Raw genomic sequence first — 15,715 nt, forward strand, 5'->3', positions numbered from 1 at the left:
ACCTCAGCTCACGAGGGCTGCTTCACCCCCACCGCGCGCAGCAGCTCCTGCGTGACGCTCGCCCCCTTGTCGTCCTTGGCCGACGCCCGCAGCGAGACGGACTTCGCGCCGCGCGGCACGTCGAGCGTGCCCGTCCAGGAGGCCCGGCCGCCGGTCAGCGCGACCTTCGACCAGCTCGTGCCGCCGTCGTACGAGACCTGGAGCGAGCCGCCGCCGATGGTGCCCGTCCCCACGGCCTCCGCCACGTACCGGGCGTACAGGCCGATCGGGACGCGGGAGCCCGCGCGGAGGTCGCCCGCGAGGTCGGTGTCGAGGTCGAAGCCGAGGTTGATCAGCGGCAGGAACACCTCGTCGTCGGTGGCGGGCCGTGCGGAGCGCACCGTCCACTCGGTGTGCCCGGTGCTGCCGAGCCGCCACTTCGCCGGGTCGAGCGCGGTGTCGGTGACGACCCGGTACGGCTTCTCGGCCGGGTCGGCCTCCCACACGTATCCGGCGGAGCCCGTCCTGCGGCCCTGGCTGACGCCGTCGGCGAAGACCTCGGTGTACTGGGTCATGCCGCTCTCGCTGCTGTACGCGTCACCGAACCCGGTGTGGTCGGGCCCGGAGTCGCCCCAGCCGGGGACGTTGAACTGGATCTGCTCGCCGCGCCGCTGCTGCCCCCAGCCGAGCCCGGTGCCCAGCCACGGGTGCCAGACCGGCTTGAACCAGTTCAACGGCGTGTGCCGGCCGGTCCGGTACGTGACGAGGCCGCCGCGCTCCTCCAGGTCGGAGCCGAGCTGGACGGACTCGTGCCACCGCTGGCCGCCGGGCTCCATGGACACGTAGTCGGTGCGCCGGCCCGGGAAGTCGTACCGCTCCTGGAAGCCGATCCCGATCGCGAAGGCGTCGGTGAGCGAGTAGCGGAACTCGCTGCCCTCGGTCTTCCTGGCTCCGTAGTACGTGGTGTCGACGGCGGCGAGGTCGTCGCTGTCGGGGGCGTAGGCGAGGCCGCGGTCAGGGATGCCGCCCGGGTAGCCCTTGGACAGGTCGTAGACGTATGTGGCGTTGTCCGTGCCGGTCAGGTCGAGGCGGCCGCCGCGGCGCGCGAGGGCGAGCAGCCGGCCGAAGTCGGCGTTGGTGACGCTCGCGATCTGGATCGGTCGGGCCGAGCCGTCGTCCTCGTCGTAGAAGCTGGTGTTGAGGCGGCCGCGGGTGTCGTCGGTCAGGAACAGGGCCTTGGCGCCCGCGTCCTGCGCAGCCTGGGCGATCTCGGCGGGGGTGCGGGCGCCGTCGACGTGGACGAGGGCGCCCTTGCCCTTGAGGTTCTTGCCCGCGTAGTCGGCGGGGGCACCGGCCCCGGCATCGACGAGGGCGAGGCTGCTGCGGCCCTCGATGAGCGTGGAGCCGGGCTGCTCCCAGACCTCGCTCAGACCGGCGGCGTCGATGCGCGGCTGGGCCTCGCGCCAGACGGTGCGGTACTCGTACGTGCCGTCGGTGACCTTCCCAGTGGGCGCGGCGAACAGCGAGTCGTACCGGACGGGGACCTGGACGGCGCCCATGATGTCGGCGCCGCCGGCGACCCGTGCGTACTCCATGATCGCCTGGTGCGGGTCGGTGTCGCGCGGCAGCCGGGTGGCGAGTTCGCGCAGCTTCGTGCCGTCGAGGGTGACCTCGCGGTCCTGGTCCAGGACGACCTCGGGGGCGGCGAGGTAGCCGAGCCCGAGCGAGTCGGCGCCGTGGCTGCCCGGCACGTCGAGGAACGTGTCGAGGCTGTACGTGCCCGGCTTCAGGCGCAGTCGGACGGTTCCGGAGTCCCCGACGGCGGCCGGGTACGACTCGGATCCCTCGGCGAGCTGCTGGTAGACGAGGTTCGCGGCGGTCGGCGCGCCGGAGCGGTCCTTCACGTGGACGGTGAGCGTGTAACGCTCCTCTTCCTTGACGAGTCCGTACGCGGTGTGCGCGACGACGGTTCCGCCCGAACTGGCCACGATCTGACCGCTGTTGATACCGACCGCGGCCTTGGCTCCGTCACCGGTGACGGTCGTGGCGGCGGTGCCGTGCGCGGGCACGGTCAGCCTGCTGTCGGCGAGCGCGGCGACACCGGCGCCGCCGCCCTGCACGGCGAGGTCCAACTCCACATCCGTGTCACCGGAGTTGGAGTAGGTGAGGGTCCGGGTGACCGGCTCGTTGCTCTCGTACGGCCAGGTGTAGGAGCCGAGGTCGGCGCTGCCGGTGGCGGTGATCTTCGCGGTGACGGCGTCGGGCACGGACACCCGCCCGGCCCCCACCTCGTAGCCGGTGGCGTCGAGCCGCTCGCTCGACGACATCAGCGCGTCCTTGAGCCGGGCGCCCGTCCAGTCCGGGTGCTTCTGGGCGAGCAGCGCGGCGACGCCCGCGACGTGCGGCGTCGCCATCGACGTACCGCTCATGGTGGTGTACGCGCCGGAGCCCTCGGTCAGCGAGGAGCGGGCCGCGAGGATGTCGACGCCGGGTGCGGAGACATCGGGCTTGAGGCCGTTGTCTCCGGTGCGCGGGCCCTGGCTGGAGAAGTCGGCGCGCCGGTCGTCGGCGTCGACCGCGCCGACGGTCAGCGCGGCGTCGGCGGCGCCGGGCGAGCCGATGGTGTACGCGCCGTACGCGTTGCCCGCGGCGACCACGAAGAGTGCGCCGGTCTCCTGGGACAGGGAGTTGACGGCGGCGGCCATCGGGTCGGTGCCGTCGCTCCCGGTGTCCGAGCCGAGGCTCATCGAGACGACCTTGGCCTTGACGTCCTTGGCGGCCCACTCCATCCCGGCGATGATCTGCGACTCGCTGCCGTAGCCCTCGTTGTCGAGGACCTTGCCGACGGCGAGGGTGGCGTCGGGGGCGACGCCCTTCTCCTTGCCGTCGGAGGCGGCGCCGGATCCGCCGACGGTCGAGGTGACGTGGGTGCCGTGGCCGTGCCGGTCGGCGACCTCCTCGCCGTCGATGAAGGACTTCGACTCGGTGACCCGCGACGCGAGGTCGGGGTGCGCGGGGTCGTAGCCGGTGTCGAGGACGGCGACCTTCACGCCCTTGCCGGTGAGCCCGGCCTCCCAGGCGCTCGGGGTGCCGATCTGGGCGTTGGACTGCTCCATGTCGCCCTCGACGCGGCCGTCGAGCCAGATCTTCCCGATCCCGTCGGCGAACCCGCTCTTGCCGGTGGTGGCCGCGTTCCAGAACGTACGGCCCTTGTCCGCGTCCAGGGCGGCGCCGCCGATGCTGCCCAGCGCGCGGGTGCGGTCGGCGCCCGCGGGGTGGCGGCGGCGCCGCGGGCGGCCTTGTTCCGATAGGTGACGATCAGCGGGGTCGCGGCGGCCTTCTTGTCCGCGAGCCCCTGCCGTATCAGCCCGCTGACGTCGAAGAGGCGGGCGTCGAGGGTGCCCGCTTCGAGATAGGGCCGCGCCTCGTCGGGCACCACGCTCACCTCGCCGCCCGACACCTGCGTCCTGACGGCACCGGTCGCGCCCTTCGCCCGGTCGACGGTGACGGTCCGCCGGCCGCCGCCCAGTTCGGTGACGGTCACCTTGTCGCCGGTCACCAGGGTCACGGTGTGCGCGGCGCGCGCGGCCCGCGTGGTCGTCGGCGCCGGTGCCGTCGACGCGTCCGGTACGGCGGCCTGGGTCCCTCCGGCGGGCAGCAGCGCGAACGCGACACCGGCCGACAGCAGGGCCGCGCCACGTCTCGCGGCAGGTCCTCTGGTCATCGTTGCCTCTCTTCGTAGCCCTCGGTGCGGGGGTGGTACCGAGTACGCAGAAGACTCTCAAGAGGCGCATGTGGCGCGGAAGTTGATGTCCACGGCGGGAACCCGCCCTGGCGCTTTCCCGCCGACGAACGCCACAATGGCCCCAGGCACGACGGGACAGCACCAGCACGGAACGTACGGGTACGGGGGCGGCACGTGGACAGCGCGGACGGTACGGACGGCATGGACGGCCTGGTGGAGTTCAAGGTCGACGGGACGGGGACACCGATCCTGTTCGAGGTGGCCGGCGACGAGGAGACGGGCGCCCGCATGGTGGCCCGCGGCGGCGGCCCCGTCCAGGCGACGGCCACCTTCGAGACGGCCCTGGACTCGGTCCGCTCGGCCGCCCAGTCGGCCCTGCGCGTCCTGCGCGACGGCCCGCTCTCCCCCGACGGCGTGGAGATCGAGTTCGGCGTGAAGCTGTCGGCGGAGGCGGGGGCGTTCATCACGAAGGGGACGGCGGAGGGCCACCTGGTGGTCAAGCTCAGCTGGTCGCGCGAGACGCCGCAGGACCCGGCCGCGGGAGCTCCGTCCGGCTCATGAGCGACGCACAGTGGGTGGCCCGCGTCGAGTGCGCGGGCCGGATCGTCGGCTCCGGCTTCCTGGTCGCCGGGCGCACGGTCCTGACCTGCGCCCATGTCGTCGCGGGCGGCGCCGACGTGACCGTCTCCTTCCCGCACAGACCGGCCGACGCGCCGGTCGCGGCGCGGGTCCTGGTCGGCGGCGGCTGGCGGGGCGACGCCACCACCCACGGCGACCTGGCCGTGCTCGAACTGGCCCGCGAGGTGGACCTCGCCCCGGCCAGGCTCGCCCACGAGGCGACCGCGTACGGCGGACAGAACGGCCCGGCGCCGACGCTGCTCGCCTACGGCTTCCCGAAGAAGTACGACGAGGGGACGATCGCCGAGTACCGCACCAAGGGCTCGATCAGGGTGCTCGACGAGTGGGTCGAACTGGTGGCGCTCGACAGCCACGGACAGCCCCTCGACCACGGTTTCAGCGGCGCCGCGCTGGCCGTCGCGGGCACCAACCGGGTCGTCGGCATGGTCACCTCCGCCACCGGCGGCGCCGATGTGCTGACCGGCCGGATGATGCCGCTGTCCGTGATGGCCCGCTACTGGCCGGACCTCGCCCTGTACCTGCCGGGCGCGGCCCGGCTGACCGCGCTCGTCGAGCGGGTGCGGCGCCTGGGCCTCGACTGCAACCCGGAGCGCCTCTACCGGTACGCGGCGGGCGCGTTCGATCCGCCGGTGCCGCCGCACGGCCTCAACTCCCTGGAGGCGGCGGCGATGTACGCCCTGGACGCGCCGGACGCCGAGGTCGCCGAGCGGCTCGCGGACCGGCTCACCGAGCTCGTCACCGCGGCCCCGGAGCGCCCTCGCCCGGCCCGCCGCACCACCGCCTGGTCACCGGTCCTGTTCACGGTCGAGCACACCGGCGCGGGCGAGGACGAGGTGCGCGTGGAGGTGTCCGCGTACCACGAGGGACACCGGCATCTGGTCGAGGAGCCGCGCACGGTGCCGGTCGCCGAGGTCGGTGGGTACGTGGCGTCCGTCATCGACGCGGCGATGGACCATCTGCCCGACGAGACCGACGAGTTGGTCGCCTTCCAGCTGCCGCGCCGCCATCTGAACTGGCCGGTCGCGCACTGGCCGGCGAGCGCCGACAACTCCACCCCGATGGGCTGCGCCTACCCGGTCGTGGTGACCGCGACGGCCCGCAGGGGCGGTGGCAGCCGTCGGCGTCTCGTCCGCCGCTGGCAGGAGAGCGGCGACCGGCCCACGGCGGGTGTGCACCGCGTCGGCTGCTCCGGCGGCACGCCCAGCCAGTGGGATCTGGCCCGTGCGGACGTGGTGGGGTTCGCCGCCCCGCCGGCCGGGGAGGGCGGCCCGCACGACGCGGCGCTGGCCAAGCCGGTACCGGCGCTGCTGTGGCCGCGCGCCGGCTGCGACGGCGGTCACCGGCCGGACGAGACCTGCCCGGGGGCCGCGTTCCTGGACGCGGTGGGCCCGTACGTGTCCCAGGTGAGCCTCGCCGAACTGCCGCGCCACATCATGGAGTTGCGGGAGCGGGCGAGCGGCCGGGCGGAACACTGGGCGGGCGACGTCCAACTCCTGTGGGACGCTCCGCACTGTTTCCCCGCACCACCCAGGACGCACGCCCACTGCCCGGTGGCCTGACGGCCCGCACGGGACGACGGGACCGACAGAACGGAAAGCGAGAGGTTCATGCCCGAGTGGCCCGTGTACCGCGGCACGAACGAACCGCACGACGGTATCGACCGGCTGCCCGCGCCCCCGCCGTGGCGGGCCTTCGACGGGGGCCCGCTCCTCCCGGTCCCCGACGAGAGCGAGGACCTGGCGGCGGTCTCACCCGACCGCGTGCACCGCGCCCACACCTACCGGCCCACCGCCGAGAGCGTGGACCTGGTCAACGCGGCGCTCTTCCTGCGCCGCCCCCTGCTCGTCACCGGCCCGCCCGGCACCGGCAAGTCGTCCCTCGCGTACGCCGTGGCACGGGAGTTGGGGCTCGGCCCGGTGCTGCGCTGGAACATCACGAGCCGCTCCGCGCTCGCCGACGGCCTGTACCGCTACGACCCGCTGTCGCGCCTGTACGCGGCCCGCGCCACGGACCGGGTGAAGGTGGAGGACCATCTCCACCTCGGCCCGCTGGGCACCGCGCTGCTGCCTCACGAGCGGCCGCGCGCCCTGCTCGTCGACGAGATCGACAAGAGCGACCTCGACCTGCCCAACGACCTCCTGAACGTCCTGGAGGAGGGGCAGTTCGAGATCCCGGAGCTGCTGCGCGCGGGCGGCACCGCCGAGGTGCGGGCCGACGGCACGGACACGAAGGTGCCGGTGCGGGGCGGGCGGGTGCGCTGCCGGGCGTTCCCGTTCGTGGTGCTGACCAGCAACGGCGAGCGGGAGTTCCCCGCGGCGTTCCTGCGCCGCTGCGTCACGCTGAACCTGCGCCGCCCCGACGAGGCGCAGCTCGCCGCGATCGTCCGCGCCCATCTCGGCGAACCCGACGCCGAGGCCCGCCAGTTGATCTCCCGCTTCCTGTCCCGCGCGAACGCGGGCGAACTCGCCACCGACCAGTTGCTCAACGCCCTGTATCTCACCGGCACGGCGGGCCTGGACGCCGATTCCCGCGAGGCGCTGGCCCTGCGTCTGATGCCGGGGCTGCGGCAGCCGGCGCCGGACCACGATGCGCACTGAGCTGGGCCGGCTCGCCGCCGCCCTCACCACCGCGGCGGAGGGCACCGAACCGACACCGGTGGAACTCGCGGAACTTCTGTGGCTGGCACGGGAGTTGGAGCGGATCGAGCGGCCGGTGCAGGACACGGCGCGTCCGGAGCAGGAGACGGCGCGGGGTGGATCCGTACGGGAGAAGGCCGGGCCGCGACGGCAGGAGCGGCCGCCCGCGGAGTGCCCGGCAGACCCCGAACCCGGACGGCCCGCCGCGCCCCACCCCCTCCGCCGCCCGCCCCACCGCGCCCCGCGCCCGCCCGCGTCACGCTCTACGTCCAGCGGGAGGAGCCGCCCACCCCCGGCACCCTCCTCGCTCCCACCCCGCCGATGCTGCGCCACCCGCTGGACCTCCAGCGCGCCCTGCGCCCACTGGGCCGCCGCGTCCCCTCGCCCACCGGCGCCCGCGTCATCGACGAGCACGCCACCGCGGACCGCATCGCACGCCTGGGCGGCGGCCCCGACGCCTGGCTGCCGGTGCTGCGCCCGGCACCGGAACGCTGGCTGCGCCTGGCCCTCGTGCACGACACGGGCCCGACCATGCCGATCTGGCACCCCCTGCTGCGGGAACTGCACACCGCCCTCACCCAGTCGGGCCTCTTCCGCACCGTCAGCGTGCACCCGGCCACACCCGACGGCCGCGTCCAGCGCCTCTCGCCGCCCGCGGACGGCCGCACCGTCGTCCTCCTGCTCAGCGACTGCACCGGCCCGCAGTGGCACCCCGGCGACGCGGGCACCCGCTGGCTCGACACCCTGCACCGGCTGGCGCGCCGCGCCCCGCTCGCCGTGCTCCAGCCGCTGCCCGAGCGCCTGTGGCGCACCACAGCGCTGCCCGCCACCGCGGGGCGCCTCGCCTCCCCGCACCCGGCGGCGCCGTCCGCGGCGCTGCGCTTCACGCCGTACGACACCGAGGAGCGGGCCCCGCGCGGAGCGCTCGCGGTGCCGGTCTTGGAGGCGGAGCCGCGCTGGCTCGCCCACTGGTCCCGGCTCACCGGCGCGCCCGGCGGCGCCGACGTGCCGGGCGCGGCGGCCTGGCTGACGCGCGAACCGGCGGAGTCGGCGCGGCCGGCCCGCGCGCTCGCCGCGTCCCCGGAGGAGCTCGTCCTGGATTTCCGTGCCACCGCGTCCCCGGAGGCGTTCCGGCTCGCCGGGCATCTGGCGGTCGGCGCCCCGCACCTGCCCGTGATGCGCCTGATCCAGGCCACTCTGGAGCGCCGTCCGCGCCCCTCGCACCTGGCCGAGGTCATCCTCTCCGGCATGCTCACGCAGGACGCGGGCCCGCCGGGCTCCTACGCCTTCCGGCCGGGCGTCCGCGCGTTGCTGCTGCGCACGCTGCCGCGCTCGGCGCGCGGCCGTACGACCCTGTTCCTCGCCGAGCGCGGGGCCCTGATCGACGACCGGGCGGGCGCGGCACCGGGCGACTTCGCGGCGTCGACGCGGGGCGCGCGCGAGGACGCGGTGGCGGCCGTGACCGAGGAGAGCGTGCGGCGGCTCGGCGGCCGCTATCTCCTCGACCGGGCGATCGGGGCGCGCGGGTCCGTCTGGCTGGCCCGCGACCTCGACCAGGGCGGCACGGTGATCGTGGAGCGGTTCGCGACCTCCGACCCCGCCGCCTTCCGGCGGGTCGCCGGCAGACTGACCGGACTCGACCACCCGAACGTGGCCCGGGTCCTGGACCACGGGTTCACGGACGGGGACGCGTACGTCGTCATGGAGCATCTGGACGGGATCCCGCTGGACGCGCTGCTGCGCACACCCCGGCTGATCGCACGTCGGCGGGACCGGCTGGCGCAGGATCTCGCCCGCGGGGTCCGGGCGCTGCACGACGCGGGCGTCACGCTCGGCGAACTGCTCCCGTCCCGCGTCCTGCTGCTGCCGGACGGCACCACCAAGCTGACCCGGTTCTGGTACGGCCCGCACAGCGCGTACGAACTGCGGCAGGATCTGCTCGAACTCGGGCGGCTGCTCGCCTCGTTCGACATCGTGCCGCACGTGGCCCTCGCCCTGGCCGGACCCGACGCGCACGCGGCCGATCGGGCCCTGTTCGACCTGGCCGAGGGGCAGTTGGCGAACAGCCCCGACCCCCTGCCCCCGGAGCGCTCCTTCCAGCTTCTCGGCGCCCCGAGGATCACCCTGCCGAACGGCGACCTCGCCACTCCGGGGCCGCGCCAGCAGGCTTTCCTGTGCGCCCTGTTGAGTGACCCCGGACGCGTCGTCCCGCTGGCGGCGATCGCGCATGCCCTCTGGGGCGACGAGCCGCCCTCCGACGCCGGCAACCAGATCGCCGCCTGGGCGAGGCGATCGGCCGACGACGACGTGGCCCTGATCGCCAAGACCCGGACCGGGTACGCCGTCCACATCAGCGCCGACCACCTCGACGTGGACGTACTGGCGAGCCGGGAGGTCGATGTCGCGACGGCTGTCGCGGCCGGGGACACGGAGGCCGCCCGCGCGCACGCCACCGCCGCCCTCGACCTCTTCTACGGAACGCCTCTCGACGGGGTCCCCGGCCCCGGCGCCGCACAGATCCGCGCCCACCTCGAAGAGCGGCGCTTCGCCCTGCGCCGCCAACTCGTCGAGCTGGACCTGGACTCCGGCGATCTGGACCGCGCCGAGGCGGCCCTGGTGGCGCTCCTGGTCGAGAACCCCGGCCGGGCGGACCTGCTGCGGATGCACGCACGGACCCGCGGACGCCTCGGCACTCCACCCGCCGCGCCCTCCGGCGGGCGCCTGGCGCACGCCTCCGCCCTGTTCTCGGCACAGGACGCGCGGCCCGGACAAGTGGAGTCGCTGGCAGCCGAGTTGACGGCGGTCGCGGGCCTCGGCCCCGACACGTACCGGATGTCCACCACCACCCCGACGGTCTGCGAGGTCGTCCTGACCGATGCCGCGGCGACGGATCTGCTGCTGGCCACGACGGTGGAGCACCTCACGCGCCTGGTCGCCGAGACGCCCGTCGACGGCCGGGTGAGCGTCACGTTCTGGCCGATGGGCTCCCGCATCCCGATCGTCGCGAGCCACCTCCCGGCCCCCGTGGAGGTCACGGCATCCCTCGACCTGGTGCCGCGCGAGCGCGCCCTGGCCCTCGGCATGCGCCCGCTGAGTCCGCTCGGCGGTGCGCCGGACGTCTGGAAGCACCAGCTCCTGGCCCGCAGCACGGTGGAGCAACTCGGCTGGGTGATCGACGACGTGACGCGGGAGTGGACCAGCACACCGCTGCGCCACGCGCTCGTCGACTCCCTCAATACGGCGCTGCGGAGCGCGGGCCTCACCCCGCGCCTCGACGCGTCCAGTCCCGGTCCCGTACTCGCCTCCGCGGCCCTGCGCGTCCCGGACGGCCGCCGCGCCCTCCTGGAGGCCGTCGTCCGGTACGCGCCGACGAGCGTCGCCCGCGTCGAGGAGGCCCTCGCACACCAGGGCGCGGCCTTCCCGCCCGGCCTGCTCACGGCGGCGCTGACGGAGACCCGGGAGCTGAACACTCCCGCCCAGCTCACCTTGTGCGCGCGCCTGTTGCACGATCTCCTGGACATCCACATGGTGTCGCCGGTCGACGCCGGGGAACTGGCGGAGGCGACGCTGGGGCATCCGGACGGGCTGTCCTTCCTCTGCCACCTGGTCGACCATCTCGCGGGCACCGAGGCGGCCACGGAGTTCGTGCGCCGGGTCGGTTCGGGCCTGCCGGTTCCGCACTCCCGCGACTCCGTGCCGAGCGCGCTCGACGACCGCTTCCGCCTGGCCGAGGCCCTGCGGTCACGCCCCATGCTGGACACGCGGGCCCGGCGCCGCGGCCTCGCCGACGCGCTGGCCGCCGAACTGGGCCGCCCCGTCGCACTCGCCGGCCCCCGGCGCGCCGACGCCCTCGCCCTCGCCCACGCCGCCCTCAACCATCCGACCGGCAGGCAGACGCTGAACATGCTCGTCGAGCGCCTGCGTCTGCTGGCCCCTCCCGCGAGCCCGGCCCCACCCGACTCCTTCGCCCGCGGCCCGCTCCCCCTCCCCGGTGACGGCGTCGACCTCACCCCGAACACCGTCCCGGTCTACGTCCGCCCCGACGGCAGTCTCACCCTGACCGCTCCCCAACGCTCCGAGTTCAGCTGGGAGTTCTACGAGATCGACCTGACCCAGTACACGTACGACCTGGACGAGGTCCTGCTCGGCGCCCGCGTCGACGTCCGCGTCGCCGATCCGGTGGAGGTCGCGCTCGCCCCTGACCTGGACCTGCCCACGCTCCTCGCGGAACGTCTGACCCAGGCCCTGCACGGGGGCGACCGGGCGGCGGCCGAGGAGGAACTCGACCGCCGCCCGCTGCCCGGCTACACGGTCCGCTGGCGCCTCCCGAAGACCGTGCCGGAACGAGGACCGGAGCCCGCCGCTCCCGCACCGGCCCACGCGTCCGGAACGGCCCGCATCCTCAACGAGGTCCTCACGACCGCCGAGGCCTACCTCCTCGGCTTCGACGGACTCCTGCTCGATCTGCACACGCAACGGCACAACGACACGGCCGCGCTGGCCAACTACTCGGCCGGCCTCCTCGCCCACCGCGGACGCCTCGACGGTCCCGCCGCGTCCGACAGACTCCCCGTCACCTCGTCGCTCGACTCTCGTCCCCTTGATGTCCTGCGCTTCTTCGCGGACGACGCCGCGCTGTCGCGCGCCCTGCGCGAACGCCTGGAAGAGCTGGAACTGAGCGCCCTGCGCACCGCCCGCCCGCACCGCGACGCGGACCTCCTCGTGCGCGCCCTGAACGCCACGGGGCGCCCGGTCTCCGTCGTCTCCGACGTGGCCCCGCACGTCATCTCGACCTACCTGCAAGGCCGTTCACCGGCCTTACGGGCCGCCGTGCACGGCCGCTCCGACGACCCGGACTACCTGATGCCCCACCCCGACGTCCTGCACCGCGCCCTGCACCTGCTGGGTGTCCCCACCCAGCACGGCGTCCTGATCGGCTCGTCCCCCGCCGAGCTTCGGGCGGCCCGTGCCATCGACCTCCCCTTCGTCGGCTACGCCGCGACGTCCCGCGACGCCGCACGCCTCACGGAGGACGGCGCCCTCCTCGTCGTACGGCACCTGTCCGAACTGGTCGACGCGGCACGCGGCATCAGGCGCTGAGGACCGCCTAGAGCAGCCCGGTGCCCAGCCACCCCGCCACCGCCGCGAGCACGAGCAGCACCACGTTCAGCCCGATCACCCGGGCCTCGCCGCGCAGCAGGTGCAGCGTCGCCCCGCCGAGCTGGACCAGCACGAGCCCCGCCGCCGCGGCCACCGCGAGGCCCACCGCGATGCCGGTCAGCGGCGGCAGGACGAGACCGAGGGCGCCGAGTATCTCCAGGGCGCCGATGGCCCGTACGTACGGCATGGGTACCTGGTCGACCCAGGCCATCATCGGCCGTAGCTCCTCCTGCCCCTGCACCACCTTCTTTCCGCCCGCGTAGGCGTAGAACAGGGCGAGCAGAGCGGCGACGATCCAGTACGCGACGTGCATGACGGCCTCCCCGGCCAATGGTTACGAACCGTAAGTTGCCCCATGATGAGTGACCGGCGGGAGGCCTACAAAAGGCACACGGATGTGCGTCAGGCACACAGGACGGTCGAGGAGACACCGTGGACGAGTACCAGCACACGTGCATGATCAGGGGAGACGGCGGGCGGGCGATCCGCGCGATCCTGGACCGGATCTGCGACAAGTGGACGATGCTGATCGTGGCCACGCTCGACGACGGCCGGATGCGCTTCACCGAACTGAAGGAGCACATCCCCGGCATCTCGCAGCGGATGCTCACCCTGACCCTGCGCCATCTCGAACGCGACGGCCTCGTCTCCCGCACCGCCTACGCGGAGGTGCCGCCCCGCGTCGAGTACGAGCTCACCGCCCTCGGCAAGAGCCTCATCCCGCCCGCCCTGACGCTCGCGGGCTGGGCCATCGAGCACAACGGCGAGATCCTGGCCAGCAGAGAGACGTACGCCGCCCGTCAGAAGTGAGGCGACGCGGGCCGGCGGCGGCCCCGGCCGGTCCGGTCATGGGATTTTTCACCCGCCCGGCCCCGCCCCGCCCGGCCCATCCCAGCGCGCGCTCCGCGGACCCGGCCCGCACGATGCCAGGAGGACCGCGGATCCGTGGTCCACCCACGGTCTGCGCTCTCGGGAGGATCTGCCATGACCGTCAGTCTGGAGCAGTTGCGCCGCTGCCACTTCGCCGTCGATCTGGGTGCCGCGCGCACCCGCGTCTACGTGAAGGGCTCCGGCCTCGTCGTCGACGAGCCGAGCGCGGCGGCGATCAACACCCGCACCGGCGCCCTGATCGCGGTCGGCGAGTTCGCGGAGAAGATGACGGGGCGCACCCCTTCCTACATCCGCGTCGTACGGCCCGTCTCCGGCGGCACCGTCGTCGACATCGAGATGGCCCAGCGGATGCTGCGCCACCTACTCGGCGAGAAGCTCCGCCGCACCCTGCGCCGCAAGCCCCGGCTGCGCGCGGCGGCCTGCACCCCGCACGACGCCGACCCGCTCGCCCAGCGCGCCGCCGTGGAGACCCTGGTCGGCCTCGGCGCGCGCCGCGTCGAACTGGTCGACACCCTGATCGCCGCGGCCGTCGGCTGCGGGCTGCCGGTGGAGCAGCCCGAGGCCACGATGATCATCGTCTGTGGCGCGGCCACGACACAGATCGCCGTCCTCTCGCTGGGGGCGATCGTCACCGCGGACCGGGTGCCGGTCGGCGGCGACGCCATCGACCACGCGGTGGTGCAACACCTGCGCCAGCAGCACGAGTTGATGCTCCCCTCGCAGTCCGTACGGCCTCTGCAGCTCGCCCTGAGCGGCAACGGCCTGACCCCGCACGGCCCGGAGCAGACCGAGATCCACGGCCGCGACGTGGCGACCGGCCTGGCCCGCTCCGTGCACGTCGACACCTCCGCCGTGCGCCGCGCGATCCACACGCCGCTGACCGCCGTCCTCGACGGCATCGGCAAGGTGCTGCGGGACTGCCCGCCGGACCTCGTCGCCGACCTCGCGGACCGCGGCATCATGATGGTCGGCGGCAGCGCGCTGCTCCCGGGCCTCGACCAGATGCTGCGCGACGCGACGGGCATGCCGGTGCACATCGCCGAACGCCCCGACGTGTGCGCGGTGCAGGGCCTGGGCGCGATGATGGAGGGCAGGATCCAGCCGCTGGTCCTCGACCCGCTGACCGGCTGACCCGGCCGATCCGCCGACCGGCCGCAGCGAACGCACGGGGACGCCTGGAACCATGACCGCAGCACCGCGCGACCCCGGCGTCCCGGCCGGCCTCTCCGTCCTCCTGGAGGCCGTGCTCAGCGTCGGCACCGACCTCGAACTACGGGCCACGCTCCAGCACCTGGTGGACAGTGCCGCCGCCCTGACCTGCGCCGAGCACGGCGTGCTCGGCGTCTTCGACCCGGGGCACGGCACCGTCGTCGAGGAGGTCGTGACCGGGGAGGCGCGGCCGGACGCGCCGCCCGACGAGGCCGCCGACTCGGTCGTGCACCAACCGGACGTCCTCGCCGTCCCCATCCACGTACAACAGACGGTCTTCGGGCGGCTGCGCCTCACCGGCAAGCGCTCCCCGGGCGGCTTCACCGACGACGACCTCGATCTGCTGCGGCTGCTCGCCACGCAGGCGGGCATCGCCATCGGCAACGCCCGCCTGTACGAGACCGCCAAGCAGCGCGAGCGCTGGATCGAGGGCGCCGCCGCCGTCACCACGGCGCTGCTCACCGGCCGCGCGGGCGACGCCCTGACCACGGTCGCCGAACGGGCCAGGCTGCTCGCCGACGCGGCGGCCGGCGTCGTCCTCCAGCCCACGGAGGCCGGCGGCATGGAGATCGTCGCCGCGTCCACGACGGACGACCCGCACGGACTGCTCGGTACGACGATCCTGCCCGGCAGCGCCGTCCTCGCCCAGCTCCTCACCGGGGAGCCGGTGTTCATCGAGGACTCGGCGACGGACCCGCGAATGACGACGGACGTCCGCTCCCGCTTCGGGCCGAGCATGATGCTCCCGCTCCAGGCCGCGGGAAAACTGATCGGCACGCTCGCCCTGCCGCGCGCCCGCGGCGCCCGCCCCTACACGTCGGTCGACCACCTCCTGGCGACCCAGTTCGCCTCGCAGGCGGCGCTCGCGCTGGTGCTGGCCGACGCGCAGGCGGGCCGCGAGCGCCTGGCCGTCTTCGAGGACCGCGACCGCATCGCCCGTGACCTGCACGACCTGGTCGTCCAGCGGCTGTTCGCGACGGGCATGATGCTGGAGTCGACACAGCGCCGCGCCCAGGTCGAGGACGTCCACGACGCGCTCACCCAGGCGATCGACGAGCTGGAGTCGACGATCCAGGAGGTCCGCACCACGATCTTCGCGTTGCAGCAGCCGCCCGCCGACGCCCCGACGACGTTCCGCGGCAGGGTGCTGCGCGAGACGGCGGGCGCTGCGGCGATCCTCGGCTTCGCCCCCTCGGTCCACTTCCACGGCGCGGTCGACGCGACCCTGGGCGACCAGGTCCAGGGCCACCTCCTGACGGCCCTGCGCCGCGCTCTGGCGGCCGCGTCGCGCCGCTCACCGATCTCCCGTATCGACGTCACGGTCGACGCGGAGGCGACCCTTCCGGACGGCCGCCCCGGCGTCCGCCTGACGGTGGCGGACGACGGCGCCCGCGACGACGGCGAGGCCACGACGACGGTGACCTGGCAGTCGCCCCCTGACGTGTGACGGCCTCGC

General features: G+C 74.3%; 8 protein-coding genes and 1 pseudogene. 7 read left to right on the forward strand and 2 right to left on the reverse strand.

Features of this window, described 5'->3' with window-relative positions; all coding sequences use genetic code 11:
- Positions 1 to 8 precede the first annotated feature (8 nt).
- A pseudogene (locus V2W30_RS12755) lies at positions 9 to 3,703 on the reverse strand (S8 family serine peptidase).
- A gap of 195 nt (positions 3,704 to 3,898) precedes the next feature.
- On the opposite strand from V2W30_RS12755, the gene V2W30_RS12760 reads away from it, so the two are divergent.
- From V2W30_RS12760 to V2W30_RS12775, 4 genes are all read left to right on the forward strand, one after another.
- Positions 3,899 to 4,285, forward strand: a complete 387-nt coding sequence (locus tag V2W30_RS12760; protein ID WP_425244527.1) for a CU044_2847 family protein — start codon at positions 3,899 to 3,901, stop codon at positions 4,283 to 4,285.
- Positions 4,282 to 5,922: a trypsin-like peptidase domain-containing protein gene (locus V2W30_RS12765; RefSeq protein WP_338696223.1), complete on the forward strand. Its 1,641-nt coding sequence runs from the start codon at positions 4,282 to 4,284 to the stop codon at positions 5,920 to 5,922. Before V2W30_RS12760 ends, V2W30_RS12765 begins: the two co-directional genes overlap by 4 nt.
- 48 nt (positions 5,923 to 5,970) lie before the next feature.
- Positions 5,971 to 6,960: a MoxR family ATPase gene (locus V2W30_RS12770; RefSeq protein ID WP_338696225.1), complete on the forward strand. Its 990-nt coding sequence runs from the start codon at positions 5,971 to 5,973 to the stop codon at positions 6,958 to 6,960.
- A 210-nt stretch (positions 6,961 to 7,170) separates the two neighbouring features.
- Positions 7,171 to 12,099 (forward strand): SAV_2336 N-terminal domain-related protein, encoded by a 4,929-nt coding sequence (locus V2W30_RS12775; protein ID WP_338696227.1) that lies wholly within the window; start codon positions 7,171 to 7,173, stop codon positions 12,097 to 12,099.
- A 7-nt stretch (positions 12,100 to 12,106) separates the two neighbouring features.
- Here V2W30_RS12775 and V2W30_RS12780 read toward each other — a convergent pair whose 3' ends face one another.
- Complete coding sequence (locus tag V2W30_RS12780) at positions 12,107 to 12,472, reverse strand: DoxX family protein (RefSeq protein WP_338696229.1); 366 nt, start codon at positions 12,470 to 12,472, stop codon at positions 12,107 to 12,109.
- Positions 12,473 to 12,591: 119 nt separating this feature from the next.
- On the opposite strand from V2W30_RS12780, the gene V2W30_RS12785 reads away from it, so the two are divergent.
- The 3 genes from V2W30_RS12785 (at position 12,592) to V2W30_RS12795 (ending at position 15,706) form a co-directional block, all read left to right on the forward strand.
- Positions 12,592 to 12,969, forward strand: coding sequence for a helix-turn-helix domain-containing protein (locus tag V2W30_RS12785; protein ID WP_338696231.1), 378 nt, complete (start codon positions 12,592 to 12,594; stop codon positions 12,967 to 12,969).
- A 174-nt stretch (positions 12,970 to 13,143) separates the two neighbouring features.
- Positions 13,144 to 14,181, forward strand: a complete 1,038-nt coding sequence (locus V2W30_RS12790; RefSeq protein ID WP_338696233.1) for a rod shape-determining protein — start codon at positions 13,144 to 13,146, stop codon at positions 14,179 to 14,181.
- 52 nt (positions 14,182 to 14,233) lie between these two features.
- Complete coding sequence (locus V2W30_RS12795) at positions 14,234 to 15,706, forward strand: GAF domain-containing protein (protein ID WP_338696234.1); 1,473 nt, start codon at positions 14,234 to 14,236, stop codon at positions 15,704 to 15,706.
- The last annotated feature ends 9 nt before the right edge of the window (positions 15,707 to 15,715 follow it).

The sequence above is a fragment of the Streptomyces sp. Q6 genome (genome assembly GCF_036967205.1).
Taxonomy (GTDB): Bacteria; Actinomycetota; Actinomycetes; order Streptomycetales; family Streptomycetaceae; genus Streptomyces; species Streptomyces citrinus.